The sequence below is a fragment of the Bombilactobacillus sp. ESL1187 genome (genome assembly GCF_058107155.1).
In genome coordinates, this window is record NZ_JBYLTZ010000001.1 from 1,574,279 (window position 1) to 1,596,862 (window position 22,584).

Here is a 22,584-nt window from a genome sequence, read left to right on the forward strand (position 1 = left end):
GTTAACAATTTGATAAATTGAAGGAGTTAACTTTGCGAAAAATAAAGATTCTCATTAATTTTTTGTTAGCTATTAGCTTAGTCAACATTCACGTTCATCAAGTTGCTGCTAAGAGTCAAACAACTACTTTAAAAGTGGTGGCTGTGGGTGATTCTTTGACTTATGGCGTTGGTGACGGTCACCATCAAGGCGGTTATACGTATTTGATTCAAAAACCTTTAAGAACAGCCAGTCATCGCCGAGTAAAAATGCGAAATTTTGGTATTAGTGGTGAAACGAGCGGACAAATTTTAAAGCGGGTTCAACATAACGCTGCTCTCAAAAAAGCATTGCAGAAAAGTGATATTGTTATCCTGACAGCTGGTGGTAATAATATTATGCATGTTTTACAAAAACATGGTTTAAACTTGTCCAATCAACAATTTCAAGCGGCTAATGATGCTTATGTGCAACAAATGTCTCAAATGGTGATGACTATTCGGCGCTATAATGATAAAGCGCCGATTTATTTGATTGGCATTTATAATCCGTATGCTATTTATGTTAAAAAAGCTCGGAGTGTGCAGCAGGCGGTTTTGCAATGGAATCAATCCAGCAAAAATTTAGCCCATAATAATTATCGAATGCATTTTGTGGATGTGTCAGCTATTGCTCAACCTAAAAAATTGAAATATTCGAAAAAAGAACAAACAACAACAAATCCGTTGTTATATACGAAAGACTATTTTCATCCTAATCATCAAGGTTATCAGTTAATGACCAAAAAATTATGGCACCAACTGCAATTAAGCCAAAAGGAGTGGATTAATTTAAAATGAGACGCAGTGTAGATACAAAACGTAATTGGTGGAAATGGGCTTTTTTAATATTAGTGGCAATCCTGATTCTGGGAGGTGCGGGTATGTGGTATGCTGTAACGCGCCCGATTGACTCTGCGGTTATTTCTAAACAACCTGCACCAGCCAATGATTCTCAACCAGTTTTTGAAGTAACATTAACTAAGCAGCAAGCACAGAGGTTAGCCAATCATTATATTAATGAATATTTAAACAGTAAGGATATTCAATATCATTTAAAATTTGATCAACATATTTCGTTAGTAGGGAGTGCTGATTTGTTGGGATCAAAAATTGATTTTCAGCTACAAACGGCTTCTTTTCCCACTGCTAGTGGTGGTGTCCAATTAAAAGCCCAACATCTAAAAATTGGTCACTTGGGTATTCCGTTGGGCTTTGTTCTCGGTTATATTCAACATAATTATCATTTTCCTTCTTGGGTAAGCATTAATAGCAGTAAGCAATTAATCAATATTAATTTACAAGATTATCAAAATGACAGTGGTTATTATTTTAAAGTCAAAGATTTAGATTTGCACAAAAATAAAATTGTCGTTAGTGTTTATTCGAGCAAGTTTTAGGAGTGTTAGTTGATGGAAAAATCTTTTTATGAATATTTAATGACGCAACGAAATCCTAATAGTACTAGTCCCATTGCTCATTTTGCGGAAGCGGCTTTTTTTGACCAAACTTTTCCAAAACAAGCGCAAGACTATACAGAAATTTCGGAATATCTGGAATTGAATGGATCGTATTTACCGACAATGGACATTTATGATCAGGCTTTTGCTAAATATCAAGAGTCCCAGGCACATTTTAATTCTTAAAGAAACGAGTGATTCGGCATGAAAAAAAAGTTTTCTTGGTCAACAGTAATATTTTCCATTGTTGGTGGAATTTTAATTGGGGTTGCTGGCGCATTTATCTTTATGGCAGTGGAACTGAAGAATCAAGGTTCTATGGGTAATTTTAGCCAAGTTCAACAAGTATATGAAACAATTAATCAAAATTATTATCAGAAAGTATCTTCTAAAAAGCTAATCAATGGTGCAATTAAGGGAATGCTGGAATCTTTGGATGATCCTTATTCGGAGTTTATGGCGGACCAAGATCAAGATTCATTCAATAGTAATATTTCTGGGAAAATTTCTGGAATCGGGGCTACGATTGAACAAGCTAATGCTGGCATTCAAATTGTTTCAGCAATGCCGAAATCACCAGCGGCCAAAGCCGGTTTAAAAACTAAAGATATCATTACCAAAATTAATCAACATTCCACGCAAAAAATGACAGTTGATCAAGCTTCGCAATTGACCCGTGGTAAAGCAGGGACCAAAGTTCATTTAGAAATTAGACGCGGCACACAAACCTTTACTAAAACTTTGGTTCGGGCACCAATTAAAGTGGCGACGGTAATGGGCAAAGTGGTTAATCATCATGGCAAAGTAGCCGAAATTACGATTACCCAATTTTCCGAACATACTGCTAGTGAGCTGAAGCGAGAAATACAAAAAGTTCAACGTCAAGGTGCCCAAAAGTTAATTATTGATGTTCGAAATAACCCTGGTGGAGTTATGGAACAAGCATTAGCGGCCTCTAGTATGTTTCTGACCAATGGTCAAAAGATAATGACTATGGTTTCACGAACGGATGGGACGAAGACGTATCATGCTAGTGCGAAATATTTAAAAAATTATAAAGTTAAATTACCGACGGTCGTTTTAGTTGATAAGGGTACCGCCAGTGCTGCTGAAATTTTTGCAGCAGCCTTAAAGCAGTCTGCACAAATACCAGTGATTGGTGAAAAGACCTTTGGTAAGGGAGTGGTGCAAACTTTAAGTCCGTTAAGTTCAGACTCAGAGATGAAAATCACTACCGCTAAGTGGTTGACCCCCAATGGTTCTTGGATTAATCACAAAGGCTTAGAACCGACACTCAAAGTTAAGTATCCAGATTATTTAAATATTAATGCTTTTACCAGTCAAAAAACGATTACTGCTCAGCAAACTAGCGGCGATGTGAAAGTTGCTCAAAAAGTGTTAAATGCTGTGGGATTAGCAGTTCCAGTTACCGGCCAGTTGGATGCGACTACGCAACAACAATTGACAGCCTTTCAAGTACAACAGCAATTACCACAACAAAGTGGTAATTTGGATGCTAAAACTAGACAAGCTTTAACCCAAGCTTTAATGCAAAAGGCTCAAGGACATGATCCAATGTTGAACCAAGCATTTAAGGTACTAGAAAGGAAATAAGGACATGACGATTCAATGGTACCCAGGTCACATGAATAAGGCTAAAAATCAAATCCAAGACCATCTGAAATTAGTAGATTTAGTCTTAGAAGTGCGGGATGCCCGGTTGCCTTTTTCTTCGTTGAATCCGGTTTTAGATCAAATGATTAATTCCAAACCTCGGTTAATTATTTTGAATAAAGCTGATTTGGCCGATGAACGAATGACTAAGGCCTGGATTAATTTTTATCAAACAAAACAGCAATCAGTTATTGCTTTGGATGCACAGCATACTAATCAGTTACAACCGCTACTGAAGGCAATTGAACAATTAATGGCGCCAAAATTAAAAAAATACCAACAAAGCGGGGTCAAAAATTATACAGTGCGCGCCATGTGCATTGGTATTCCGAATGCTGGTAAATCAACATTATTAAATAAATTAGTTGGTAAAAAAGTGGCTGTGACGGGTAATCGCCCCGGTGTGACTAAAAATCAGAATTGGTTAAAGACTAAACACCATTTGGAATTGTTGGATACTCCAGGAGTTTTATGGCCCAAAATTACGCAAGAACGAGTCGGATTTAATTTAGCTTTGACGCAAGCGATTAGTGATAAAGTTATTCCACAACAAGACTTGGCTATTTATGCATTAGAATTTTGGCAACAGCACTATGAAACAATTTTACAACAAAAGTATCAATTAACCGCCCAACAATTGACTCTGACAGGTGCCCAATTATTAGTGCAATTAACCACTCAGTGGCATTTTGAGCAGGATTTTGATCGTGCGGCTCATAAAATTATTAATGATGTGCGTCAAGGATTATTGGGTAGATATACTCTAGATTGGGTGCAAGAAATCAATGACTGAATGGTCACAATTAAAGATTCACGAGATTAAAGAGTTAATTAGCCAGCAATCATTAACGAGTGCAGATTGGCAAACGTTGGCGCAAGATTCCCGCGCTGGCGTGCAAAAATTAGCTCAGTCGCATCAACGCCAGTTAACTAAAACGATGGCGTTAAAAGCAGCTTTTTTACGACGGCAAAAATTTGAACAACCTTTTTGGCAACAGCAACAATTAGTAGCCGGAATTGATGAAGTTGGTCGGGGACCGTTAGCGGGACCAGTAGTTGTCGCCGCCGTTATTTTACCTGCGGATGTTAATTTAATTGAAATTAATGATTCCAAACAATTAAGTGATCACAAGCGCCATGAATTATATGGGCAAATTCTAGATCAAGCCATTGATGTTAGTGTAGCCGTAGGTAGTCCGCAATTAATCGATCAAGAAAATATTTATCATGCGACGGAGTTAACAATGGCACAAGCTGTTAGTCAATTATTGGTCCAACCTGATCATCTATTAGTTGATGCCATGCGGATTCCAATTCCCATTTCGCAAACTAAATTGATTAAAGGTGATGCGCGGAGTGTTTCGATTGGTGCTGCTAGTATTGTGGCTAAAGTTTATAGAGACGAATTAATGGTTAAGTATGATCAAGTTTATCCCGGTTACGGTTTTGCCCAAAATGCTGGCTACGGTACTAAAATTCATTTAGCAGGTTTACAGAAGCAAGGAATCTGTCCAATTCATCGACGTTCATTTGCGCCTGTCAAAAAATATTTGGCAGTAAATTCGTAATTTAAAAAAAATTACGGAGCTGGTGTTTGTTATGCAATTACGTCAATTATTATATCAATTATCCCAAACCCGTTGTGTGAGCAACAAAATAATGCTGCAAGTTTGTCAATTAAGCTTGCAGCATTATTCCGTTAGTCAATTAATTCAATTTGTGAAACAGCAACTAACGGTGACTAAACGCTCGTTATTTCAGCAACGCTTGCAACAAGATTATCCCATGATGCCACCATGTTTAACATTCTTGGACGCTGTTTATCCACAAAAGTTACGCGAAATCTATAATCCACCGGCTTTGCTATATTACCAAGGAAATTTACAGTTATTGAATCGCCCAACGGTTGCAATTGTTGGGGCGCGGCAAAGTAGTTTTTATACGCAAACAGTCGTACACAGTTTAGTTCCTGCTTTAGTGCAAGCTCAAGTAGTGACAGTGAGCGGGCTAGCTAAGGGAGCAGATGGTTGGTGTCACCAGATAACTTTAGACAATCAGGGGCAAACGATTGGGGTTGTGGGTAATAGTTTAGATTATTATTATCCGGCGGTTAATCGGCAATTACAAATGACTATTGCCCAACAAGGGTTATTGCTGTCTGAATATCCCCCTACAACGCACCCACAAAAATATTTTTTTCCACAGCGTAATCGCATTATTGCCGGTTTATGTCAGACATTAGTTGTCACACAAGCTAAAAGACGCAGTGGCAGTTTAATTACGGCCCAATTGGCACTGCAAGAAAATCGGAACGTTTGGGCCGCTCCAGGACCGCTAGATAGTTCGTTATCCCAAGGTTGTAATGAACTAATTGCGGCGGGAGCGCGACCATATTTTGCTGCTGGTGATTTATTGGCTGAGTTAGGGCTTGAACAAAAAAATTTGACAAATAGGAAATGACTGGCATATGATTTGAAGCGACTTGATTAAGGAAAGGAGCTTCATGTTGGTTAGCTCAAAAACTACCAAACGCCGTCCGGCTAAAAAGAATTTGGTAATTGTCGAATCTCCGGCCAAGGCTAAAACAATTGAAAAGTATTTAGGACGTAATTACAAAGTTTTAGCCAGCAAAGGCCATGTTCGTGATTTACCTAAAAGTCGCATGGGTGTTGATATTGAACACGATTATGAACCCACTTATATCTCTATTCGAGGTAAAGGGGATACTATTAAAGAATTAAAAAAAGAAGCCAAAAAAGCTAAAAAAGTTTATTTAGCAGCCGATCCCGATCGCGAAGGTGAAGCGATTGCTTGGCATGTGGCCCATTTATTAAATTTAGATTTAGCAGATGATAACCGAGTAGTATTTAATGAAATTACGAAAGACGCGGTTAAAGATGCTTTTAAGCATCCGCGAAATGTTAATATGGATTTGGTTGATGCGCAGCAAGCCCGGCGCATTTTAGACCGGTTAGTGGGTTATTCGATTAGTCCGATTTTATGGCAAAAAATTAAGAAAGGGCTCAGCGCGGGCCGTGTACAATCAGTAGCTTTAAAACTGGTGATTGATCGTGAAAAGTCAATTCGTAATTTCCAACCAGTAGAATATTGGACGATTCCTAGTCGTTTTCAGGCTGGTAGATTAAAGAAAAATCAATTTAATGCCAATTTTTATGGCGTGCATCATAAGAAGACTGAATTGCACTCGCAAGCAGAAGTTCAAACTGTTTTAGGACAATTAGATCGCAAACAACCGTTTGATGTGACAAAGGTGTTAAAAAAAGAACGCAAACGTTATCCAGCACCACCATTTACGACGAGTTCTTTACAACAAGAAGCTAACCGCAAGTTGAATTTTAAAACGCGGAAAACAATGATGTTAGCACAACAACTATATGAAGGAATTAATCTGGGATCGCGACAAGGCAATGTTGGTTTAATTACTTATATGCGAACGGATTCAACGCGAATTGCAAGTGTTGCTAAGCACGAAGCATCTCAGTTTTTGCAAAAAGAATATGGCGAAGAGTATGCGGCTACTAAGGTTCACGCTACGAAAAATCCCGAAGGCGCTCAAGATGCCCATGAGGCTATTCGCCCTACTGCAGTGCAAAGAACGCCGCAATCTTTAGCTAAAATCTTAACGCGTGATCAATTACGACTATACACTTTAATCTGGAATCGTTTTATGGCAAGTGAGATGACGCCCGCTGTGTTAGATACGATGACAGTGACTGTCGAACAAAATGATGTTCAGTTTCGGGCAAATGGTTCTAAAATTAAATTTGACGGTTTTTTGAAGCTTTATAAAGATGATCAAAAGACAAAAGATAATTTATTGCCAGATTTAGTAGAAGGGCAACAAGTTAAATTAATTGAAACCAATCCAGAACAGCATTTTACGCAACCCCCAGCACGTTTTAGTGAAGCTTCGTTAGTTAAAACTTTGGAGGAAAACGGTGTTGGTCGTCCCTCGACTTATGCACCAACTATTGATACGATTCAAAGACGCTATTATGTCAAATTAAATGGTCGTAGTTTTGAACCGACGGAATTAGGAGAAATTGTTGATGATTTAATTGAACAATATTTTCCAGACATTGTTAATGTCGACTTTACGGCTAATTTGGAAACTGAATTGGATGGCATTGAAGCGGGCAAAGAAAATTGGCGCCAAGTAGTTGATGAGTATTATCAACCTTTCTCTAAGGAATTAACAGCTGCCGATGAACAAATTGAAAAGCTACAAATTAAAGATGAACCGGCTGGGATGAATTGTGACATTTGTGGTGCACCGATGGTTATTAAATTAGGGCGTTACGGCAAATTTATTGCATGTAGTCGTTTTCCAGATTGTCGTAATACTAAAGCCATTATTAAAGAAATTGGTGTGACTTGTCCTAAATGTCAGGAAGGTCAAGTAGTGGAACGGAAATCGAAGAAAAATCGCTTATTTTACGGTTGTTCGCGCTATCCGGACTGTGATTTTGTGGACTGGAATAAACCTGTTGGTCGTAACTGTCCTAAAGACGACCATTATCTAGTTGAAAAGAAGGTCAAGGGTGGCCGCCAAGTAATCTGTCCTAATGGCGATTATCAAGAAGAAGTTCAAAAGTAGCACTTGTCTACAAATTGCTGAAAGTTTCTTCGGATAGATTAGAACGATCGTTGACTAAAAGTGTTACCATAGAATTGTAGTGGTTTTTAAGCTTAAAGTTCGAAAACTAAAATTTTGAGACTACTGAGATATAAGGTCTGGAAGCAAGATAAACCGCTACTAAGTTAGCAAATCAGCTTAGTAAGTTAAATTTATTTTCAAAAGTTTAGAACCAATACAATTCACAAAATCTAAAATATTAAGAATAATGAAATATAATTGAGGTAAATTATGACAACAATTTGTGCAGTCAGACATCACAACCAAATTGCAATTGCTGGAGATGGGCAAGTTACTGCTGGCGAAAAAACCGTTATGAAAGCTTCCGCACATAAAGTGCGGCGGATTTTTAATGATCAAGTAATTATTGGTTTTGCCGGCGGTGTGGCTGACGCTTTTACTCTAGAAGATTGGTTTGAAAAGAAGTTGCAAAGCTATGCTGGAAATTTAAAGCGTTCCGCAGTGGAATTAGCTCAAGATTGGCGTAAAGATCCGACTTTGCAAAAATTAGAGGCAATGATGATTGCTTTTAATCAAGAGGATTTATTACTAATTTCGGGTAATGGTGAAGTGATTGAACCTGATGAGGATGTAATTGCTATTGGCTCAGGTGGTAATTTTGCCCAAGCTGCCGCCATTGCTATGATTCGCCACAGTCCAGACATGACCGCTCAAGAAATTGCTCATGAAGCTATTAATATTGCCTCAGATATTGATATCTTCACTAATAAGAGTATTTTAACGGATCAAATTTAGGAGAGAACAATGCCAGAACAAATGACACCCAAACAGATTGTTAAAGCTTTAGACAAATATATTGTTGGTCAAGATCAAGCTAAAAAATCCGTCGCCATTGCTTTATATAATCGTTATCGGCGGATGCAATTATCGCAAAGTATGCAAAAAGATATTACACCCAAGAATCTCTTAATGATTGGACCAACGGGAGTTGGTAAAACCGAAATTGCACGCCGCTTGGCGGATGTGGTGCAAGCACCTTTTGTCAAAGTAGAGGCTACTAAGTTTACCGAAGTGGGCTATGTTGGTCGCGATGTTGAGTCGATGATTCGTGATTTGGTCGATGTTGCGGTCAAAATGGAAGAAAAACAAAAATATCGTGAGGTTCGTTCACAAGCTAGTCGACAAGCTGATAAGATTTTAGTTAAATTATTAGTGCCGGGTAAAAAAACACAGGCAGTTCAACCCAATATGAATAATTTACAAGATCTCATGTCGGCGTTTAATGCGATGACACGTGGAGAAACACCACAAGCTGCTAATAATAATGAGGAAATCACGGATGAAGTTCGAGATCAACGTTTAAGCGTGAAAGAACAATTAGATCGTGGTTTACTTGAAGATCAAGAAGTAACGATTGAAGTATCGGAAAGTAAAAAAATCAATCCGATGAATGATATGATGGGACAAATGGGGATTGATTTAAACGGCGCAATGGACTCGTTAATTCCTAAGAAAACCATTAAGCGAACCTTACCAGTTAGTCAAGCACGGGAGATTTTGATTGAACAAGAATCAGCTAAGCTGGTAGATTCCGATGTGATTTATCAAGCTGCCATTCAGCGTGCTGAAAATGACGGAATCGTCTTTATTGATGAAATTGATAAAATTACGGCTGGTAATAAGAAAACATCAGGTGAAGTTTCCCGTGAGGGTGTTCAACGTGATATTTTGCCAATTGTTGAAGGTTCTAGTGTCAATACTAAATATGGTAGCGTTCAAACGGATCACATTTTGTTTATTGGCTCTGGGGCTTTTGCTGAAAGTAAACCGAGTGATTTAATTGCTGAATTACAAGGACGTTTTCCAATTCGCGTCGAATTAGATGATTTGACGGAAGCAGATTTTGTTCGAATTTTGACAGCTCCAGATAATGCTTTGGTTAAACAGTATATTGCTTTGGTAGGTAGTGATGGCATTAAGTTAACCTTTACGCAAGAAGCGATTGAAACAATTGCGCGGTTAGCTTATCAGGTTAATCATGAAAATCAAAACATTGGAGCTCGTCGTTTAGCAACTATTTTGGAAAATGTCTTGGCTGATATTATGTATGAGGCACCCGATATGCAGATGGGTGAAATCATGATTACGCAGGAATATGTAGAAGATAAAGTTGGCAAGATTGCTAATAATAGTGATTTAACTAAGTATATCTTATAGGAGGACTAATGGCTGTTGTCACGTTACAAAACACAAAGTTAACTGTTCAAGTTGATAGTTTGGGAGCCCAAGTAGTCAGCGTCCAGGATCCAACGCAGACGCAACGGATGTGGAATGGTGATCCAGCAATTTGGGGACGACATGCGCCGATCTTGTTCCCTATTGTTGGCCGACTAAAAAATGATACTTATCGTTATCAGGGTCAAACTTATTCAATGAAACAACACGGTTTTGCTCGTGACCAAGAATTTACCGTAATGACGCAAGAACCGACTTTATTGGAGTTAGGATTAACCAAAAAAGTTGGTCAAGAAGAGTCCAATTACCCCTTTAGTTTTTCGCTGTATGTGGGGTATCAACTAGTGGGTGATCAAATTCAAGTTTGTTATAGTTTGAAAAATTTGAGTTCGCACCCGATGTACTTTTCAATTGGTGGTCATCCGGGCTTTATGTTTAATTATCGGGCTCCGGGAGCCAAGTTGGTTTTGCAACATCCAGAGCGACTACGTAGAATTGATTTTACAGAAGACCATTTGCTTGATACTAATCATACCTGGGTGCCCAAGGCGATGATGCCACTTAATGAAGATAGTTTTGCTCACGACGCTTATGTTTATCATAATCGAGGGCGCAATGCTTTTGAGCTATGGGCTAATGATAATTGGCAAATTAGTTTGACGACTGATGCACCTTATATTGGGGTTTGGTCTGCTTATCCTAAGACAGCTGATTTTGTTTGCCTGGAACCTTGGTGGGGAGTGGCAGATACTGTTAATAGTGATGGTCAATTAGAACATAAATTTGGCATTAATCTGTTACAACCACAGCAAATCTTTAATGCTAGTTGGAGTATGCGGTTTTATTATTAAAATAAGATAGCTAGTTAAAGCACTTGGTAAAAAGATAGGTATTGACCGTTTTTTACCAAGTGCTTTTTATGATTCAGAAAAGTGGTCTTTGGGTTGCATTTAAGTGCGAGATGCTCATAATAAAAAGAGATACTAATCATCAAAGAAAGGATTATTAATTCTGATGTATAAGCCTCAGAAAATTGCGCAGATCAAGGTCAGTGCAACTACGCAAAAAAAATTATGCTCTTGGCTCATTGAAGGCGCTAATCGGGCACAAATTGTTAGGCAAACTGATCTCAGCAAAAGTACGCTGTTACGTTATATTAAAAAAATCAAAGCTCAAGATGCAACCATTGAAGAACTATTTACTTTAAGTGAGATACAAATCTTGATTCAGATTGCTAATGAAGATTATGCAACTTATCAAGCAAAAAAACGTGAGGGACCAAAAAAGGCGCAAACAGTTGATTTGTCGCAACAAGAAAAATCATTAAATCATGCTTTACGCAAAGAAGGCTGGGGCTTATCTACGGAACAATTAGACTTTGCCAAAATCCTACGCTTGAGTTCTGGCGACTTGCAGGAGCAACAAGCTGCTCAGCAACAGTTGGCTACTTGGTCAAAGGCTAAACAACAACGTTATTTAGATTATCGACAATCAGTGACAAATTAAGTATGAGGTTAGAAAAGAGAAATGAGTGAATGGCAAGCAATTATCCCTTATCCACCCATGGCAACGCCGAGGCCACGTTTTAAACAAATTACTAGTAATGGTCAACATCATACAATTACTTATTATCCGAGTCACTATTTTGATTATATGCAGACCGTGCAGCAATATCTGCAAGATCACGATTTGTATAATAAGGACTTTGAACAGGTTGTCAATGCTCCATATGGCATTTTGGTAGAAGTGATGTTTTACCTAGCTATTCCGAAAAATCAAAAGCAAGTACGGAGTTTAATGCGGAAGACGGCGCCGGATATTGATAATTTACAAAAAGCAATTTTTGATAGCATTTTTAAGGGGTTGAAGGTGCGAGATAGCCGAATCGTTGGCGTTAAGGCGTTAAAGTTAAATGAAAAGTTCTATCCGCGCACGGAAATTAAATTAATAGGAATTGAACAGGATGATTAATAATAACGATAAAATTTTGCATTTGTTGACAGGTTACCGCCAGTTAAAACCTTTATTCGTTCCCTTTTTAAAACAACTGCAACGGCGCCAAGAACAGCAATTACTAGAACAGCAATTAGTGCGGCAGGTTCAAAAAAACCTAAGACAATGTCAGACCAAGTTATCTAAACAATTGGCGTCAGCCGAGTTTAAAGTTATTGATTCTAAGATTAAGCGTTGGCAAAAGCGGGGGTTTAATCATTATCGTGATTATCAAAATCTGACTGTGGCAGCTCAAAAGCGCTTATTAAAACAAGTTATGCGGGAATCGTTTGTTCATTCTCAACCTAATTTAGTAATATTAATTCAGCGCTTACAACAATTAGTTATTCCAAAATATCCTGATGGCACAGCAATCATTAAACAAATTCATCAGATTAGACAACGTAATTTGTATATTAAACGAGGCTACCAGGTTTTAGTATATGTCAAACCGGTTTACCAGGCGCTCACACGTTTGCGGCGAGTTTTGGTTAATCAAGCTCAGTATACAGGGTGTCAACACGCGTGGACTAATTATTCGCAGCAAATTACGGCTTTGAAGAATTATTATCAACAGCATTATGTTCAGGCTGGTGGTCATCCGCGTAATTATCATGGACATCGGGCCGGTGAACATCAGTAATTGTCCATTGTCACTAGTGTGATATATTGAGAATTAAGCAGTATTAAATTATGGAGAGTGATTATTATGCGGGCTAATATTTTGCAGCATACACCTAATGAAGGGCCGGGCATGATTGCCGATTGGTTAGCGGAGCAGCACTATGAAGTCTATATTTATCATCCCTATCAATTTGGTCATTTGCCGTCAGCTGAGACGACGGATTTATTGATTATTTTAGGTGGGCCTATGAGTCCTAATGATCAATTACCTTGGATTTTACAAGAGCGGCAATTGATTGCGGATTTAATTACTAAGCGCGTTCCGATGTTAGGCATTTGTTTTGGTGCGCAGCAAATTGCTAAAGTATTAGGTGGTTCTGTCTTAACAGCACCTGTCAAAGAAGTGGGGTGGGGGAATGTTTGGCGTCAAAGTACCGCCATCACTAACTTACCCGCACAATTATCCGTATTACATTGGCATGAAGAGATGTTTACCTTGCCACCGAAAGCGCAATTGTTATTTTCCAATCATCATTTAACGAATCAAGGCTTTTTATGGCAAGATTTTGTGGCGGGTTTTCAGTTTCATTTAGAGCCTACGACTAGTAATGTCCATGAAATAGTGGTTAATGATTATCCTTATTTAACAGACTCTGTGTTAAAACAGTCAGCAGCTGAGATTATGGCTCAGCCCGTTCCTGCGGCTAATAGACAAGCGTTATATCGCATTTTAAATTATTTGACGCAGTCACCGACAAGCTAGAATTCGTCTTGCTTATCGAATTATTAAGTTTTATACTAAAAAACGATTAATAATTTTAAGTTACAGACAAATCCATCAGTACTTTCAGAAAAAACCGCTTCATTGACTAATTGTTGAACTAAATGTGCTTGTTGGATGAAAAATTATCTTAATGTTATTAATGAATTTTATTTGTGGGGAGATCTAACTTATGGAAATTGGACCAATATCAGAGTGGTTAGCTGCTATTTCTGAATTTTTAGCTGTCTGTGTGGCATTATTGTTGCCATATTATACTGATCGGAAAAATACCAAAAGAAAACGGCGCAATATTTGTTTGGGGATTAGACGTTTAGCTGATCAGGCACTGGCTCATGAAGAAGATGCTACCAAAAATTTAGAATTGTTTTTGACAATTTCTTTTATCAGTAATGATGATGCTACCACGGAAAAGGTTTTGTTGTCAGGACAAGAAATTCTACGAGCCATTAAGAATTTACCAGCGGAACAAGACACTGATTATCAAACAAAATTAACGGACGTCAAACAATTAATTGCCAAAATACCTAGTAAGTAATAAACACTGAGAAGATCATAATGATGCTCAAGCAATCGCCAAAGATTGCTGAGCATTTTTTAGTTAACTTCACAATAAATTGTCTATTCAATCTTCAATGGTCTACAATTAAATCAAAGATGACCAAAGGAGTGTCCTATGAAATTTATTTCTTGGAATATTGATAGTATTAATGCAGCTGTCACGCATCAATCCAAACGTGGCTTAATGACTTGGGAGGTGTTACAACATTTAGCAGCAATCCAACCAACTGTGTTGGCCATTCAAGAAACTAAATTGAAGCCGACGGGTTTGACGCCTAAGCAAAAGCGAGCTTTGCAAGAATTATTTCCGGATTATCAAATTTATACGCGTTCGAGCACGGGGCGGGTGAGTTATGCTGGTACCATGATGTTGAGTAAAGAGCAACCCATAGCAGTTGATTATCCCCAAATTGGGGCTCCAGGGGAAATGGATCAAGAAGGACGAATTATTACCTTAGAGTTTGAACATAGTTTTGTTTCGACCGTTTATACGCCAAATTCAGGCAGTCAATTGGCTCGTTTAGCTGACCGTCAAAGTTGGGATGATGATTATCGTCAATATCTGCAACAATTGGCGCGCCAAAAGCCAGTCATTACTTCTGGTGATTACAATGTAGCCCATCAGGCAATTGATTTAAAAAATCCTCAAGCTAATCATCATCATGCGGGTTTTACTGATGAGGAGCGTGCTAAATTTGGCGAATTACTAGCTGCGGGTTTTACTGATACTTTTCGCTATTTAAATCCCCAAGTGCATGATGTTTATACATGGTGGGCACAAATGTCCAAAACTTCGAAGATTAATAATTCCGGCTGGCGTATTGATTATTATTTGACCTCACAACAATTAGATGATCAATTGGCTGATTTTCAAGTGATTGATACCAAACAGCGGCAAGACCACGCCCCCATTGAATTGACTATGAAAACGGATTTTTGTCTGTAATCGGGTGCTGGGTCAGCAATTATTGGTTCAACTTTATCCAGATTCATTTATAGTCGGAGCTATTGCAAGGTTTAATTTTGTTTGGTCCAATGATTATAAATTTTAAAAATTGAGTTACAATGTATCTTATATGTAAAGGCAAGTTAGGTTCAATTCACTACCTAACGGCAAAATAGAAGGGAATGATCATATGTGTACCAATATTAGTATTCAAGCAACTAACGGTGACGTTTTTTGGGGCCGAACGATGGATTTTACGTTTGATCCGTTTAAAGCGAGTGTTAATTCACAAATCACCGCTTATCCAAAAGGTAGCCAATTAACAGGGTTAACGGAAACTTGGGCTAGTAATTATGCTTTTATGGGTATTAGCATGAATAACTCATTATTCTTCTATGATGGCATGAATAGTGCGGGGGTAGTCGGTGATGCCCAATATTTAGAAGAGTGTAGTTGGGCGAGTGCTGCCAGTTTGCAACAACGAGGTCTTAAACCGTTAATTGGTGAAGAAATTGTGGCGTACGTGTTAAGTCACTTTGGTAGTGTGGCGGAAATTAAAACCGCTTTTCAAACCGTGGGCTTATTACAAAGTCAATATCCAGCTTGGGAACAGGCTCAAACTGGAATTACTGGTCCCGTGCCGATGCACTACACGTTCAGTGACCCCAGTGGCGCCAGTGTAATTTTGGAACCTGTGAAGAACGGGGCTTTTAAGATTTATGATGGAATTGGTGTGATGACCAATAGTCCGGAATATTCGTGGCATGTAGATAATTTACGAAATTATTTACAATTAACCAATCATAATTTGGGCCAAAACAAATTATCAGATAAATTGCAAGTTAATCAAATTGAAAGTGGCTCAGGGTTACTAGGCTTGCCAGGTGATTATACGGCTCCTTCTAGATTTGTTCGGGGCACTTACTTGGCCAATTTTTTAGATCCATTTACTTCGGAGCAAGGAATTACGCAGTTATACAATTTATTTAAAACCGTCATGATTCCTAAGGGGATTGAACACGTTCATGAAGGTAGTACGAACAGTGATTATACCGGTTATTGGATTGGTTATGATGTCAAACGGCAAACGTTATATTTACAACCTGAAGACACACCAACGTTAACGCAATTTACTTTACCAACTAATTTAACAGACAAGATTAATTTACCAATTAATCATGAATTTAAAGCTGTACGTGCGAAATAGTGATAATTATTACAGATTGAGTGTTGATGAGGTATTCATTGACACTTTTTTTGTATACAAATTTATTTGTAAATGATTAATGTTCCGCGATAAAAATATTCGAATAATATTTGACAAATAGATTCTTCTGCATTATTGTTTACAATGTAAATTAAGATTACAAAGTAAACAAAAAGGAGAGAAAATGAATATTTTACAAGTAAGTCACATATCAAAGATTTATAAGAACAATAAAAAGGCTTTAACTGATTTAAGTTTTACAGTGAAAAAGGGAGAAATTTTAGGTTTTCTAGGTCCTAATGGTGCAGGAAAAAGTACAACTATTAATATTATTGCTACTTTACTGGAGGCAGATGAAGGTTCAATTGTTTATTTTGATAACAAAAATTTAAGTTCAAAAGAAATCAAAAAACGTTTAGGTATTGTTCCGCAAGAAATTGCTATTTATGAGGATTTATCAGCTTATGAGAATGTTAAATTTTTTGCATCGCTGTATGGTGTTAAAAGAAAATTGTTAGATAAAAAAGTATTAAGTGCCTTAACTAAGGTGGGACTACTGGAGCGAAAAGCTGATAAACCGAAAACCTTTTCTGGCGGAATGAAACGGCGGTTAAATATTGCTTGTGCAATTGCCCATGAACCCGAATTGCTTATTTTTGATGAACCAACAGTTGGTATTGATCCACAATCGCGGAATCATATTTTGACTGCCATTAAAGAGATGAGGGCTACCGGTGCAACAATTATTTATACTACGCACTATATGGAAGAAGTCCAACAACTTTGTGATCGCATTATGATCATGGATGGTGGCAATGTTTTACTCAATGATACTTTGCAGCATATTTTACACAATTATGCTGACACTGAAATGAATCCGCAAAGTTTGGAAAATATTTTTTTGCAATTAACGGGCAAAAAATTGCGAGACTAGAAAGGAATAAAAAATGTTAACAATAATGTTGCAGGATTTGAGAAGTTTACTTAATAACAAGCCCATTATGGTTTATCTGATTGTTTATCCACCGTTATTAATAATTTTAATGGGTTTTGTCTGTAATAGTATGTTTAGCGGTGATGTATTGTCAGCTTATGACTATTATGGTGTAACAATGATAATTTATTTATCGATGGCAACGGTCATTATTTTGCCAGAAATGTTATTTGGAAGTCAGGTCAAGTTGGCAAACCGGAGAATTATTTACACACCAATTGCTCGCTGTAAAGTTTATCTATCTAAGCTAATTGTTGCCACTGCTGTTTCTTATTTAATCTTGGCAGTTTATCTAGTTTTGTTCAATATCACAGGTTTGGTTAACTTCGGTGGTCGAGAAATTAAGTATTTATTGTTATTGGATTTGGCACTTGTTATTTTTTCAATTACCTTAGGAGGAGCATTTTGTGTACTGGTTAAAAAAGAAGATTTGGCAATAAAATTGTTAAATATTTTAATTAATGTTTTAGCAGTTATATCGGGGCTATTTTTTCCAATGACAATTTTTGGTAAAAAGATTGCTCAGATAGCTAATTGGTCACCAATTGCTCAAGTTACGAATAGTTTTTTTGGTTTAATTTATGATCATGATTTAAGACAGTTAGTTAGTACAATTGGAATTTTATTAATTTGTTCAAGTATCTTCTTATTAATCATTCATTGTTTGTATAGACCAGAAAAGTTTAAGGAGTAATAGAATGCTAATTTTTAAAAATAATTTTTTACGTTTTTTGCATGAAAAAAGCTATGGCGTGCTAACGATTCTTGTGTTATTAGTCATGACAGTAGCTTCAACTTATTTTGTGAAGATGAAAGCTCCAACTGCTGAAATAGGTGTTGGTCCCAGCGCAATTGAAGTACTGTCATCTAATCCAAGTACTGACAAGATTCATTTTAGTAAGGTAACTAAGAATAAAGATTATTATCGAAATTTACTTTTAGGTAAATATGATGCTTATATCACTAAAAATCAAAACGGTGATTATCATGTGACAACAATTCGTAATACTACATTAAAAGCTAAGCTTAATGCTTTTTTAAACCGGAATGCAGTTCGAAAACAAGCCAAACATACCACACATAATTTCAAGATTTTATGTAATATTTTGGGTCTAAGCACGATGATGTTAGCGATAGTTTTAACTAAATTTTATTTTGATGATCGCGATCAAATGGATAAACGCATTTTTTTAAGTGGGACAACCATTTTTTCATATATCATACAAAATTGGCTTTTTATTTTTTTAGTCTTATTTGCGGTAAGTACAGTATGTCTAGCCATTGTCTTACCTATATTTAAAATTAAATTATCAGTAACACTATTTGTAATCAATGGTTTAATTAATCTTTTTGCTGCTTCATTTGGCCTGATGTTAGCTACTTTAGTTACTAATAATGAGGGAGCACTTAGCGTAGGAACAATGATTACATCGATAACATTACTATTATCAGGTGCTGTTTTTACTATTAAAAAATATTCTATCCAATCAGTAATACAAGATTTTTTTCCTCAGCATTATATTGCTGATTTAGGTAAATATTTAGATGGCAGTAAACATTTGGTTGCTGCAGCAGCATGTCTCTTAGCTTATAGCGTTTTGTTTATGGTAATTGCTTTTAGCATGCAAAAAAGGAGGATGGAAGAATAATGACAGGTGCAAAACGAATTATTAGTTTCATTGGCTTAACGATTGCCATGTTTATGGGAACGCTGGATAGTACGATTATCAATATTGCTTTACCTAAGATCATGAACCAATTTAAGGCCAGTTTAAACAATACTAGCTGGGTGACAACCATTTATACCTTAGCTTTAGCTGTATTTATGATAACCGGTTCAAAATTAGCCGATCGCTATGGCCGCAAAAAGGTCATGTTGATTGGACTATTACTATTTGGTAGCTTTTCAGCTGCTTGTATGTTTGCCCCTTCATTACTGACCTTGATTGTTTTCCGTTTTTTCCAAGGAATTGGTGGTGCAATTATTACTCCGATCGTTTTACCGATGGGTATTGAAATATTTGGTAAAGAAAATACTTCAAAAATTTCTAGTGTAGTTGGCGCTATTACTGCCCTAGCCGCTGCTGCAGGACCGGCAATTGGGGGGATTATTTTACAATACAGTTCTTGGCGTTGGGTATTTGGTATTAATGTTCCATTGGCAATTTTGGCTTTTATTATTATTATTTTATTTATTGGTGAATCTTATGATGAAACCTTAGTTGGTGGTGTTGATTGGCTAGGAATGCTGGCCTTGTCCATTTCTTTAGGCGGTATCGTCTTTGGAATGTTGGAAGGCCGCCAATATGGTTGGACTTCACCAGTCATTATTACTTGTATCGCAGTAGGTATTTTGGCTTTGTTTGTCTTTTATTTCATCGAAAAGAAAGTTGCTTCGCCTTTGTTGGAATTGAATTTACTAAAAGAAAAGACTTTAACAGCTTCTAGTTTAGTTTACTTTGTTACTGGTTTTTCATTGGTTTGCCCAATGTTAATCATTAACTACTTCTTGCAAGACGTTTTGAACTACACACCTTTACATGCTGCAATCATTATTATTCCTATTTCTTTAACGGTGGTTGTTGCGATGCCTTTAGGTACCAAGATCTTGGATGCAATGGGAGCTAAAATTATCACATTTATGGGTTTAATTCTCATAGCTTGTAGCTTAGGGCTGTTATCGTTAGTAAAAACCAATACACCAACCGCTATTATTATCGTATTCTTGATTGTGAATGGTTTTGGTTTCGGTTTTTCTTCAGTTTCGTTAGTTGCCTCGGTGAAATACTTGCCAAAAGAAAAAACTGGTGTAGGTTCAGGAATTGTAAATGCTATGCGCCAAATTGGTACTTGTTTAGGGGTCGCTTTGTTAGTGACGGTTTTGAATAATAATGTCATGAATTCAAAAAATGATATTAAAGATAATTCGATACAAATTATTCAAGCTCATCGTTTGTCACCACAAGTTAAGGAGGTGGCTAAAAACGAAATTAGAAATGTTTTTAAAACTAATTCTAGTGGCAAAAATATAAAAACCAGCACTACAGGACTTCAAAAGAAAGTCGCTAAAGCAGCAAAAAAGACAAGCAATTTGCCGATACCAAAGCAGAATAGTTCACTGGGACAATTATATCGAGCTCAAAAACAAATGATTAAGGGGACTAAGCGGTTAAACGTTAGTTTGACGCAAGTTAATACTTTGGCAACTAAAACCAATAATCCGGATGCTGGAGTTATTCAACCATTAGCCAGTGGTGTTAATTCCTTAGCTGATGCACAGAAGAAATTGTTAACAGGTACGCAATTATTAGCCCAAAAACAAGAATTGAAGTTAGTGATGAAAGATATCAAACGTCAAAAGAATCGCCAATTGACTAAAGCCTTTAGTAAAACTTATTTATTAGATGCTATTATCGTATTACTTTGTTCACCAATTACTTGGTGGACAGACCGAAATAAAGGATAAGATTTCTTTGCTAAGAATAATTATTTGCGGTATATTTGCTTTAATTTAGTTTGTAAGAAAGGAACTAATTAAAGTGGTTACAAGACCAACTAAAGAGACTTTAAGTGACGTATATATTTTGCAAGTAGCTCTAGAATTGATTGATCGAGAAAGTTTGGAAAAGTTTACAATGCGTAAGTTAGGTACTGAATTAGGAGTATCTGCTATGGCAGTTTATCGCTATTTCCCTAATCAAAAGGTTTTGTTTGATAATCTAGTTGAGAAAATTTGGCAAGATGTCTTGAAAGTTAAATTGGATAAAAAGCTAACCTGGCAAAATCAGCTGACTGATTTAATGTTGCATTTACGTAAAGTATTAACGCAACATCCTAATATTTTACCGTTGATTTCAACTAGTCCAATTGTAACCGATAAAGAATTTGCCTTAGTTGTTCCAATTTTGACTAATTTTGTCAAAGCAGGCTTACAAATTAATTCAACGACGGTTTTTTTGATTAATTCATTGACTTTTTACACAGTAGGCTTTGTTTGGGGTGAATGCATTGGTCAAGAAAATACTAATCTTGATGTGGCTGCATTAGAAAAGTTTCAAACCAAATCAGTTGCCTTCAAGAAATTTATGCAACCTCTGCAGGAAAATGAACATCGATTGACAGCAGATGATCAATTTTTGATGGGGATTCAGGCTATTTTAAAAGGTTGGAAATAAAGCTTGTTTAGTTATTTAAGGTTAACGATAATGTTTAAGCTTTATCAATTAATAACTGTAATGACTATTAATCTTTTTTAATTTTTTAGTTGACATTTAATTAAAATAATTATATGATTCTACCAATGAATATAAAAACAAGTTGATCGGGGGAAGTAATTAGTTCTAACGCGTACAGAAACTTCCAGTAGTTGAGAAGGAAGCCCGTTAGCTAATGAAAATGACCCGTGATTGGTGCACTGAGTTCTTTTGGAATAAGGTGGCAATGGTTGGTACTCTTTATTGTACACGCATATAGATGTTTTGTATGTTGTTGAGTTGAGTATCTTTGCATACCCAAAATAGAATGGTACCGTGGCGAAAGTCGCTTCTAATAAATCTTCGTAAGGAGATTTGAGAAGCGACTTTTTTTATTTGTTTTTATAATTCAAATTAAAATTAATGGGGTGTTGATGATGAAAAAATGGCAAAAAATTATTAAGTATTTATTAGTGAGCGGTGTGGCAGCGTTATTCTTCTTGGTAGCTGGTTGTGGCCAACAAAGCAAGGAACAAACTGTCAAAGTTGGAATTAATAACGCCGATACACCAATTTGGAAGATTGTTCAGAAAAAAGTAAAAAAGGATAATATTAATTTAAAAATTGTGGAATTTTCGGATTATAATCAGCCCAATACGGCCTTATTACAAAATGAATTAAATATTAATGCATTTCAACATCAATATTTTTTAAAGAATTGGAATAAAGCGCATCATAGTGATTTAGTAGCAATTGGTAAAACGATGATTCAGCCAATGGCTATTTACTCAAATAAGTTAACCAAATTGAGTCAATTAAGTGACGGTGCCAAAGTCGCTATTCCCAATGATAGTTCTAATGAAGCTCGGGCTTTGCAATTACTAGAGGCTGCTGGATTGATTAAATTAAAAACGACCGGTTCACAGTTGCCATCGACCAAAAATGTAGTAAGCAATGCGCATCATTTGAAGTTTCAAATTTTAGATGCTGCTCAGACGGCGCATTCATTAAGTGATGTTGATATTGCGGTAGTCAATGGTAATGTGGCTAGTGCCGCCAAATTGAGTCAAAAGAAATTGATTTATCGGGAAAAAGTTTCGAAACAGTCACGGCCATGGATTAACGTGATTGTTGCTAATAAGAAAGATCGGCATAATGCTACGTATCAAAAAATTGTGAAAGCTTATCAAAGTGAAGCAGTCTTAAAAGAAGTTCATAAGGTTTATGGTCCGAATGCTGTTGCTGCTTGGAAAGTTAAATTTTAAAATCATCAGATGAGAAA

Annotated in this window: 24 protein-coding genes; all 24 read left to right on the forward strand. The window is 36.7% G+C overall.

Annotated elements, in window-relative coordinates:
• The first annotated feature begins 32 nt into the window (after positions 1 to 32).
• The 24 genes from AC3B5B_RS07380 (at position 33) to AC3B5B_RS07495 (ending at position 22,567) form a co-directional block, all read left to right on the forward strand.
• Complete coding sequence (locus AC3B5B_RS07380; RefSeq protein ID WP_489757923.1) at positions 33 to 818, forward strand: GDSL-type esterase/lipase family protein; 786 nt, start codon at positions 33 to 35, stop codon at positions 816 to 818.
• Positions 815 to 1,417, forward strand: a complete 603-nt coding sequence (locus tag AC3B5B_RS07385) for a YpmS family protein (RefSeq protein WP_489757924.1) — start codon at positions 815 to 817, stop codon at positions 1,415 to 1,417. The genes AC3B5B_RS07380 and AC3B5B_RS07385 overlap by 4 nt, the downstream gene beginning before the upstream one ends.
• A 12-nt stretch (positions 1,418 to 1,429) precedes the next feature.
• On the forward strand, positions 1,430 to 1,663 hold the full coding sequence (locus AC3B5B_RS07390; RefSeq protein WP_489757925.1) for a YozE family protein: 234 nt from the start codon (positions 1,430 to 1,432) through the stop codon (positions 1,661 to 1,663).
• 18 nt (positions 1,664 to 1,681) lie between these two features.
• Positions 1,682 to 3,091: a S41 family peptidase gene (locus AC3B5B_RS07395; protein WP_489769745.1), complete on the forward strand. Its 1,410-nt coding sequence runs from the start codon at positions 1,682 to 1,684 to the stop codon at positions 3,089 to 3,091.
• A 4-nt stretch (positions 3,092 to 3,095) separates the two neighbouring features.
• Positions 3,096 to 3,944, forward strand: coding sequence for a ribosome biogenesis GTPase YlqF (gene ylqF / locus AC3B5B_RS07400; protein WP_489757927.1), 849 nt, complete (start codon positions 3,096 to 3,098; stop codon positions 3,942 to 3,944).
• Entirely contained in the window at positions 3,937 to 4,719 is a 783-nt protein-coding gene (gene rnhB, locus AC3B5B_RS07405; RefSeq protein WP_489769746.1) for a ribonuclease HII, read from the forward strand. Before ylqF ends, rnhB begins: the two co-directional genes overlap by 8 nt.
• Before the next feature lie 31 nt (positions 4,720 to 4,750).
• Complete coding sequence (dprA, locus tag AC3B5B_RS07410) at positions 4,751 to 5,611, forward strand: DNA-processing protein DprA (protein ID WP_489769747.1); 861 nt, start codon at positions 4,751 to 4,753, stop codon at positions 5,609 to 5,611.
• Between the two features lie 43 nt (positions 5,612 to 5,654).
• The gene (gene topA / locus AC3B5B_RS07415; protein ID WP_489769748.1) at positions 5,655 to 7,769 is read left to right on the forward strand and encodes a type I DNA topoisomerase; all 2,115 of its coding nucleotides are present in this window, start codon (positions 5,655 to 5,657) and stop codon (positions 7,767 to 7,769) included.
• A gap of 270 nt (positions 7,770 to 8,039) precedes the next feature.
• The gene (gene hslV, locus AC3B5B_RS07420) at positions 8,040 to 8,564 is read left to right on the forward strand and encodes an ATP-dependent protease subunit HslV (RefSeq protein ID WP_489757931.1); all 525 of its coding nucleotides are present in this window, start codon (positions 8,040 to 8,042) and stop codon (positions 8,562 to 8,564) included.
• Between the two features lie 9 nt (positions 8,565 to 8,573).
• Positions 8,574 to 9,986: an ATP-dependent protease ATPase subunit HslU gene (hslU, locus tag AC3B5B_RS07425; RefSeq protein ID WP_489769749.1), complete on the forward strand. Its 1,413-nt coding sequence runs from the start codon at positions 8,574 to 8,576 to the stop codon at positions 9,984 to 9,986.
• An 8-nt stretch (positions 9,987 to 9,994) separates the two neighbouring features.
• Complete coding sequence (locus AC3B5B_RS07430) at positions 9,995 to 10,855, forward strand: aldose 1-epimerase family protein (protein ID WP_489769750.1); 861 nt, start codon at positions 9,995 to 9,997, stop codon at positions 10,853 to 10,855.
• A 163-nt stretch (positions 10,856 to 11,018) separates the two neighbouring features.
• Positions 11,019 to 11,510 carry a hypothetical protein gene (locus AC3B5B_RS07435; protein WP_489769751.1) on the forward strand — a complete coding sequence of 164 codons (492 nt, stop codon included), beginning with the start codon at positions 11,019 to 11,021 and terminating at the stop codon, positions 11,508 to 11,510.
• A 21-nt stretch (positions 11,511 to 11,531) separates the two neighbouring features.
• The gene (locus tag AC3B5B_RS07440) at positions 11,532 to 11,975 is read left to right on the forward strand and encodes a RusA family crossover junction endodeoxyribonuclease (protein WP_489769752.1); all 444 of its coding nucleotides are present in this window, start codon (positions 11,532 to 11,534) and stop codon (positions 11,973 to 11,975) included.
• Positions 11,968 to 12,639, forward strand: a complete 672-nt coding sequence (locus AC3B5B_RS07445; protein WP_489769753.1) for a hypothetical protein — start codon at positions 11,968 to 11,970, stop codon at positions 12,637 to 12,639. The genes AC3B5B_RS07440 and AC3B5B_RS07445 overlap by 8 nt, the downstream gene beginning before the upstream one ends.
• A 66-nt stretch (positions 12,640 to 12,705) precedes the next feature.
• The gene (locus AC3B5B_RS07450) at positions 12,706 to 13,383 is read left to right on the forward strand and encodes a type 1 glutamine amidotransferase (protein WP_489769754.1); all 678 of its coding nucleotides are present in this window, start codon (positions 12,706 to 12,708) and stop codon (positions 13,381 to 13,383) included.
• Positions 13,384 to 13,573: 190 nt separating this feature from the next.
• Positions 13,574 to 13,939, forward strand: coding sequence for a hypothetical protein (locus AC3B5B_RS07455; RefSeq protein ID WP_489769755.1), 366 nt, complete (start codon positions 13,574 to 13,576; stop codon positions 13,937 to 13,939).
• 138 nt (positions 13,940 to 14,077) lie between these two features.
• A complete protein-coding gene (locus tag AC3B5B_RS07460; protein WP_489769756.1) occupies positions 14,078 to 14,908 on the forward strand; it encodes an exodeoxyribonuclease III in 831 nt (276 codons plus the stop codon).
• A gap of 190 nt (positions 14,909 to 15,098) precedes the next feature.
• Positions 15,099 to 16,115 carry a choloylglycine hydrolase family protein gene (locus AC3B5B_RS07465; protein WP_489769757.1) on the forward strand — a complete coding sequence of 339 codons (1,017 nt, stop codon included), beginning with the start codon at positions 15,099 to 15,101 and terminating at the stop codon, positions 16,113 to 16,115.
• 184 nt (positions 16,116 to 16,299) lie between these two features.
• The gene (locus AC3B5B_RS07470) at positions 16,300 to 17,049 is read left to right on the forward strand and encodes an ABC transporter ATP-binding protein (RefSeq protein WP_489769758.1); all 750 of its coding nucleotides are present in this window, start codon (positions 16,300 to 16,302) and stop codon (positions 17,047 to 17,049) included.
• Between the two features lie 13 nt (positions 17,050 to 17,062).
• Positions 17,063 to 17,803 (forward strand): ABC transporter permease, encoded by a 741-nt coding sequence (locus AC3B5B_RS07475; protein ID WP_489769759.1) that lies wholly within the window; start codon positions 17,063 to 17,065, stop codon positions 17,801 to 17,803.
• A 4-nt stretch (positions 17,804 to 17,807) separates the two neighbouring features.
• A complete protein-coding gene (locus AC3B5B_RS07480; protein WP_489757942.1) occupies positions 17,808 to 18,758 on the forward strand; it encodes an ABC transporter permease in 951 nt (316 codons plus the stop codon).
• Positions 18,758 to 20,575, forward strand: a complete 1,818-nt coding sequence (locus tag AC3B5B_RS07485) for an MFS transporter (RefSeq protein WP_489769760.1) — start codon at positions 18,758 to 18,760, stop codon at positions 20,573 to 20,575. The genes AC3B5B_RS07480 and AC3B5B_RS07485 overlap by 1 nt, the downstream gene beginning before the upstream one ends.
• A gap of 67 nt (positions 20,576 to 20,642) precedes the next feature.
• Positions 20,643 to 21,284 carry a TetR/AcrR family transcriptional regulator gene (locus AC3B5B_RS07490; RefSeq protein WP_489769859.1) on the forward strand — a complete coding sequence of 214 codons (642 nt, stop codon included), beginning with the start codon at positions 20,643 to 20,645 and terminating at the stop codon, positions 21,282 to 21,284.
• A 455-nt stretch (positions 21,285 to 21,739) separates the two neighbouring features.
• On the forward strand, positions 21,740 to 22,567 hold the full coding sequence (locus AC3B5B_RS07495; protein WP_489757944.1) for a MetQ/NlpA family ABC transporter substrate-binding protein: 828 nt from the start codon (positions 21,740 to 21,742) through the stop codon (positions 22,565 to 22,567).
• The last annotated feature ends 17 nt before the right edge of the window (positions 22,568 to 22,584 follow it).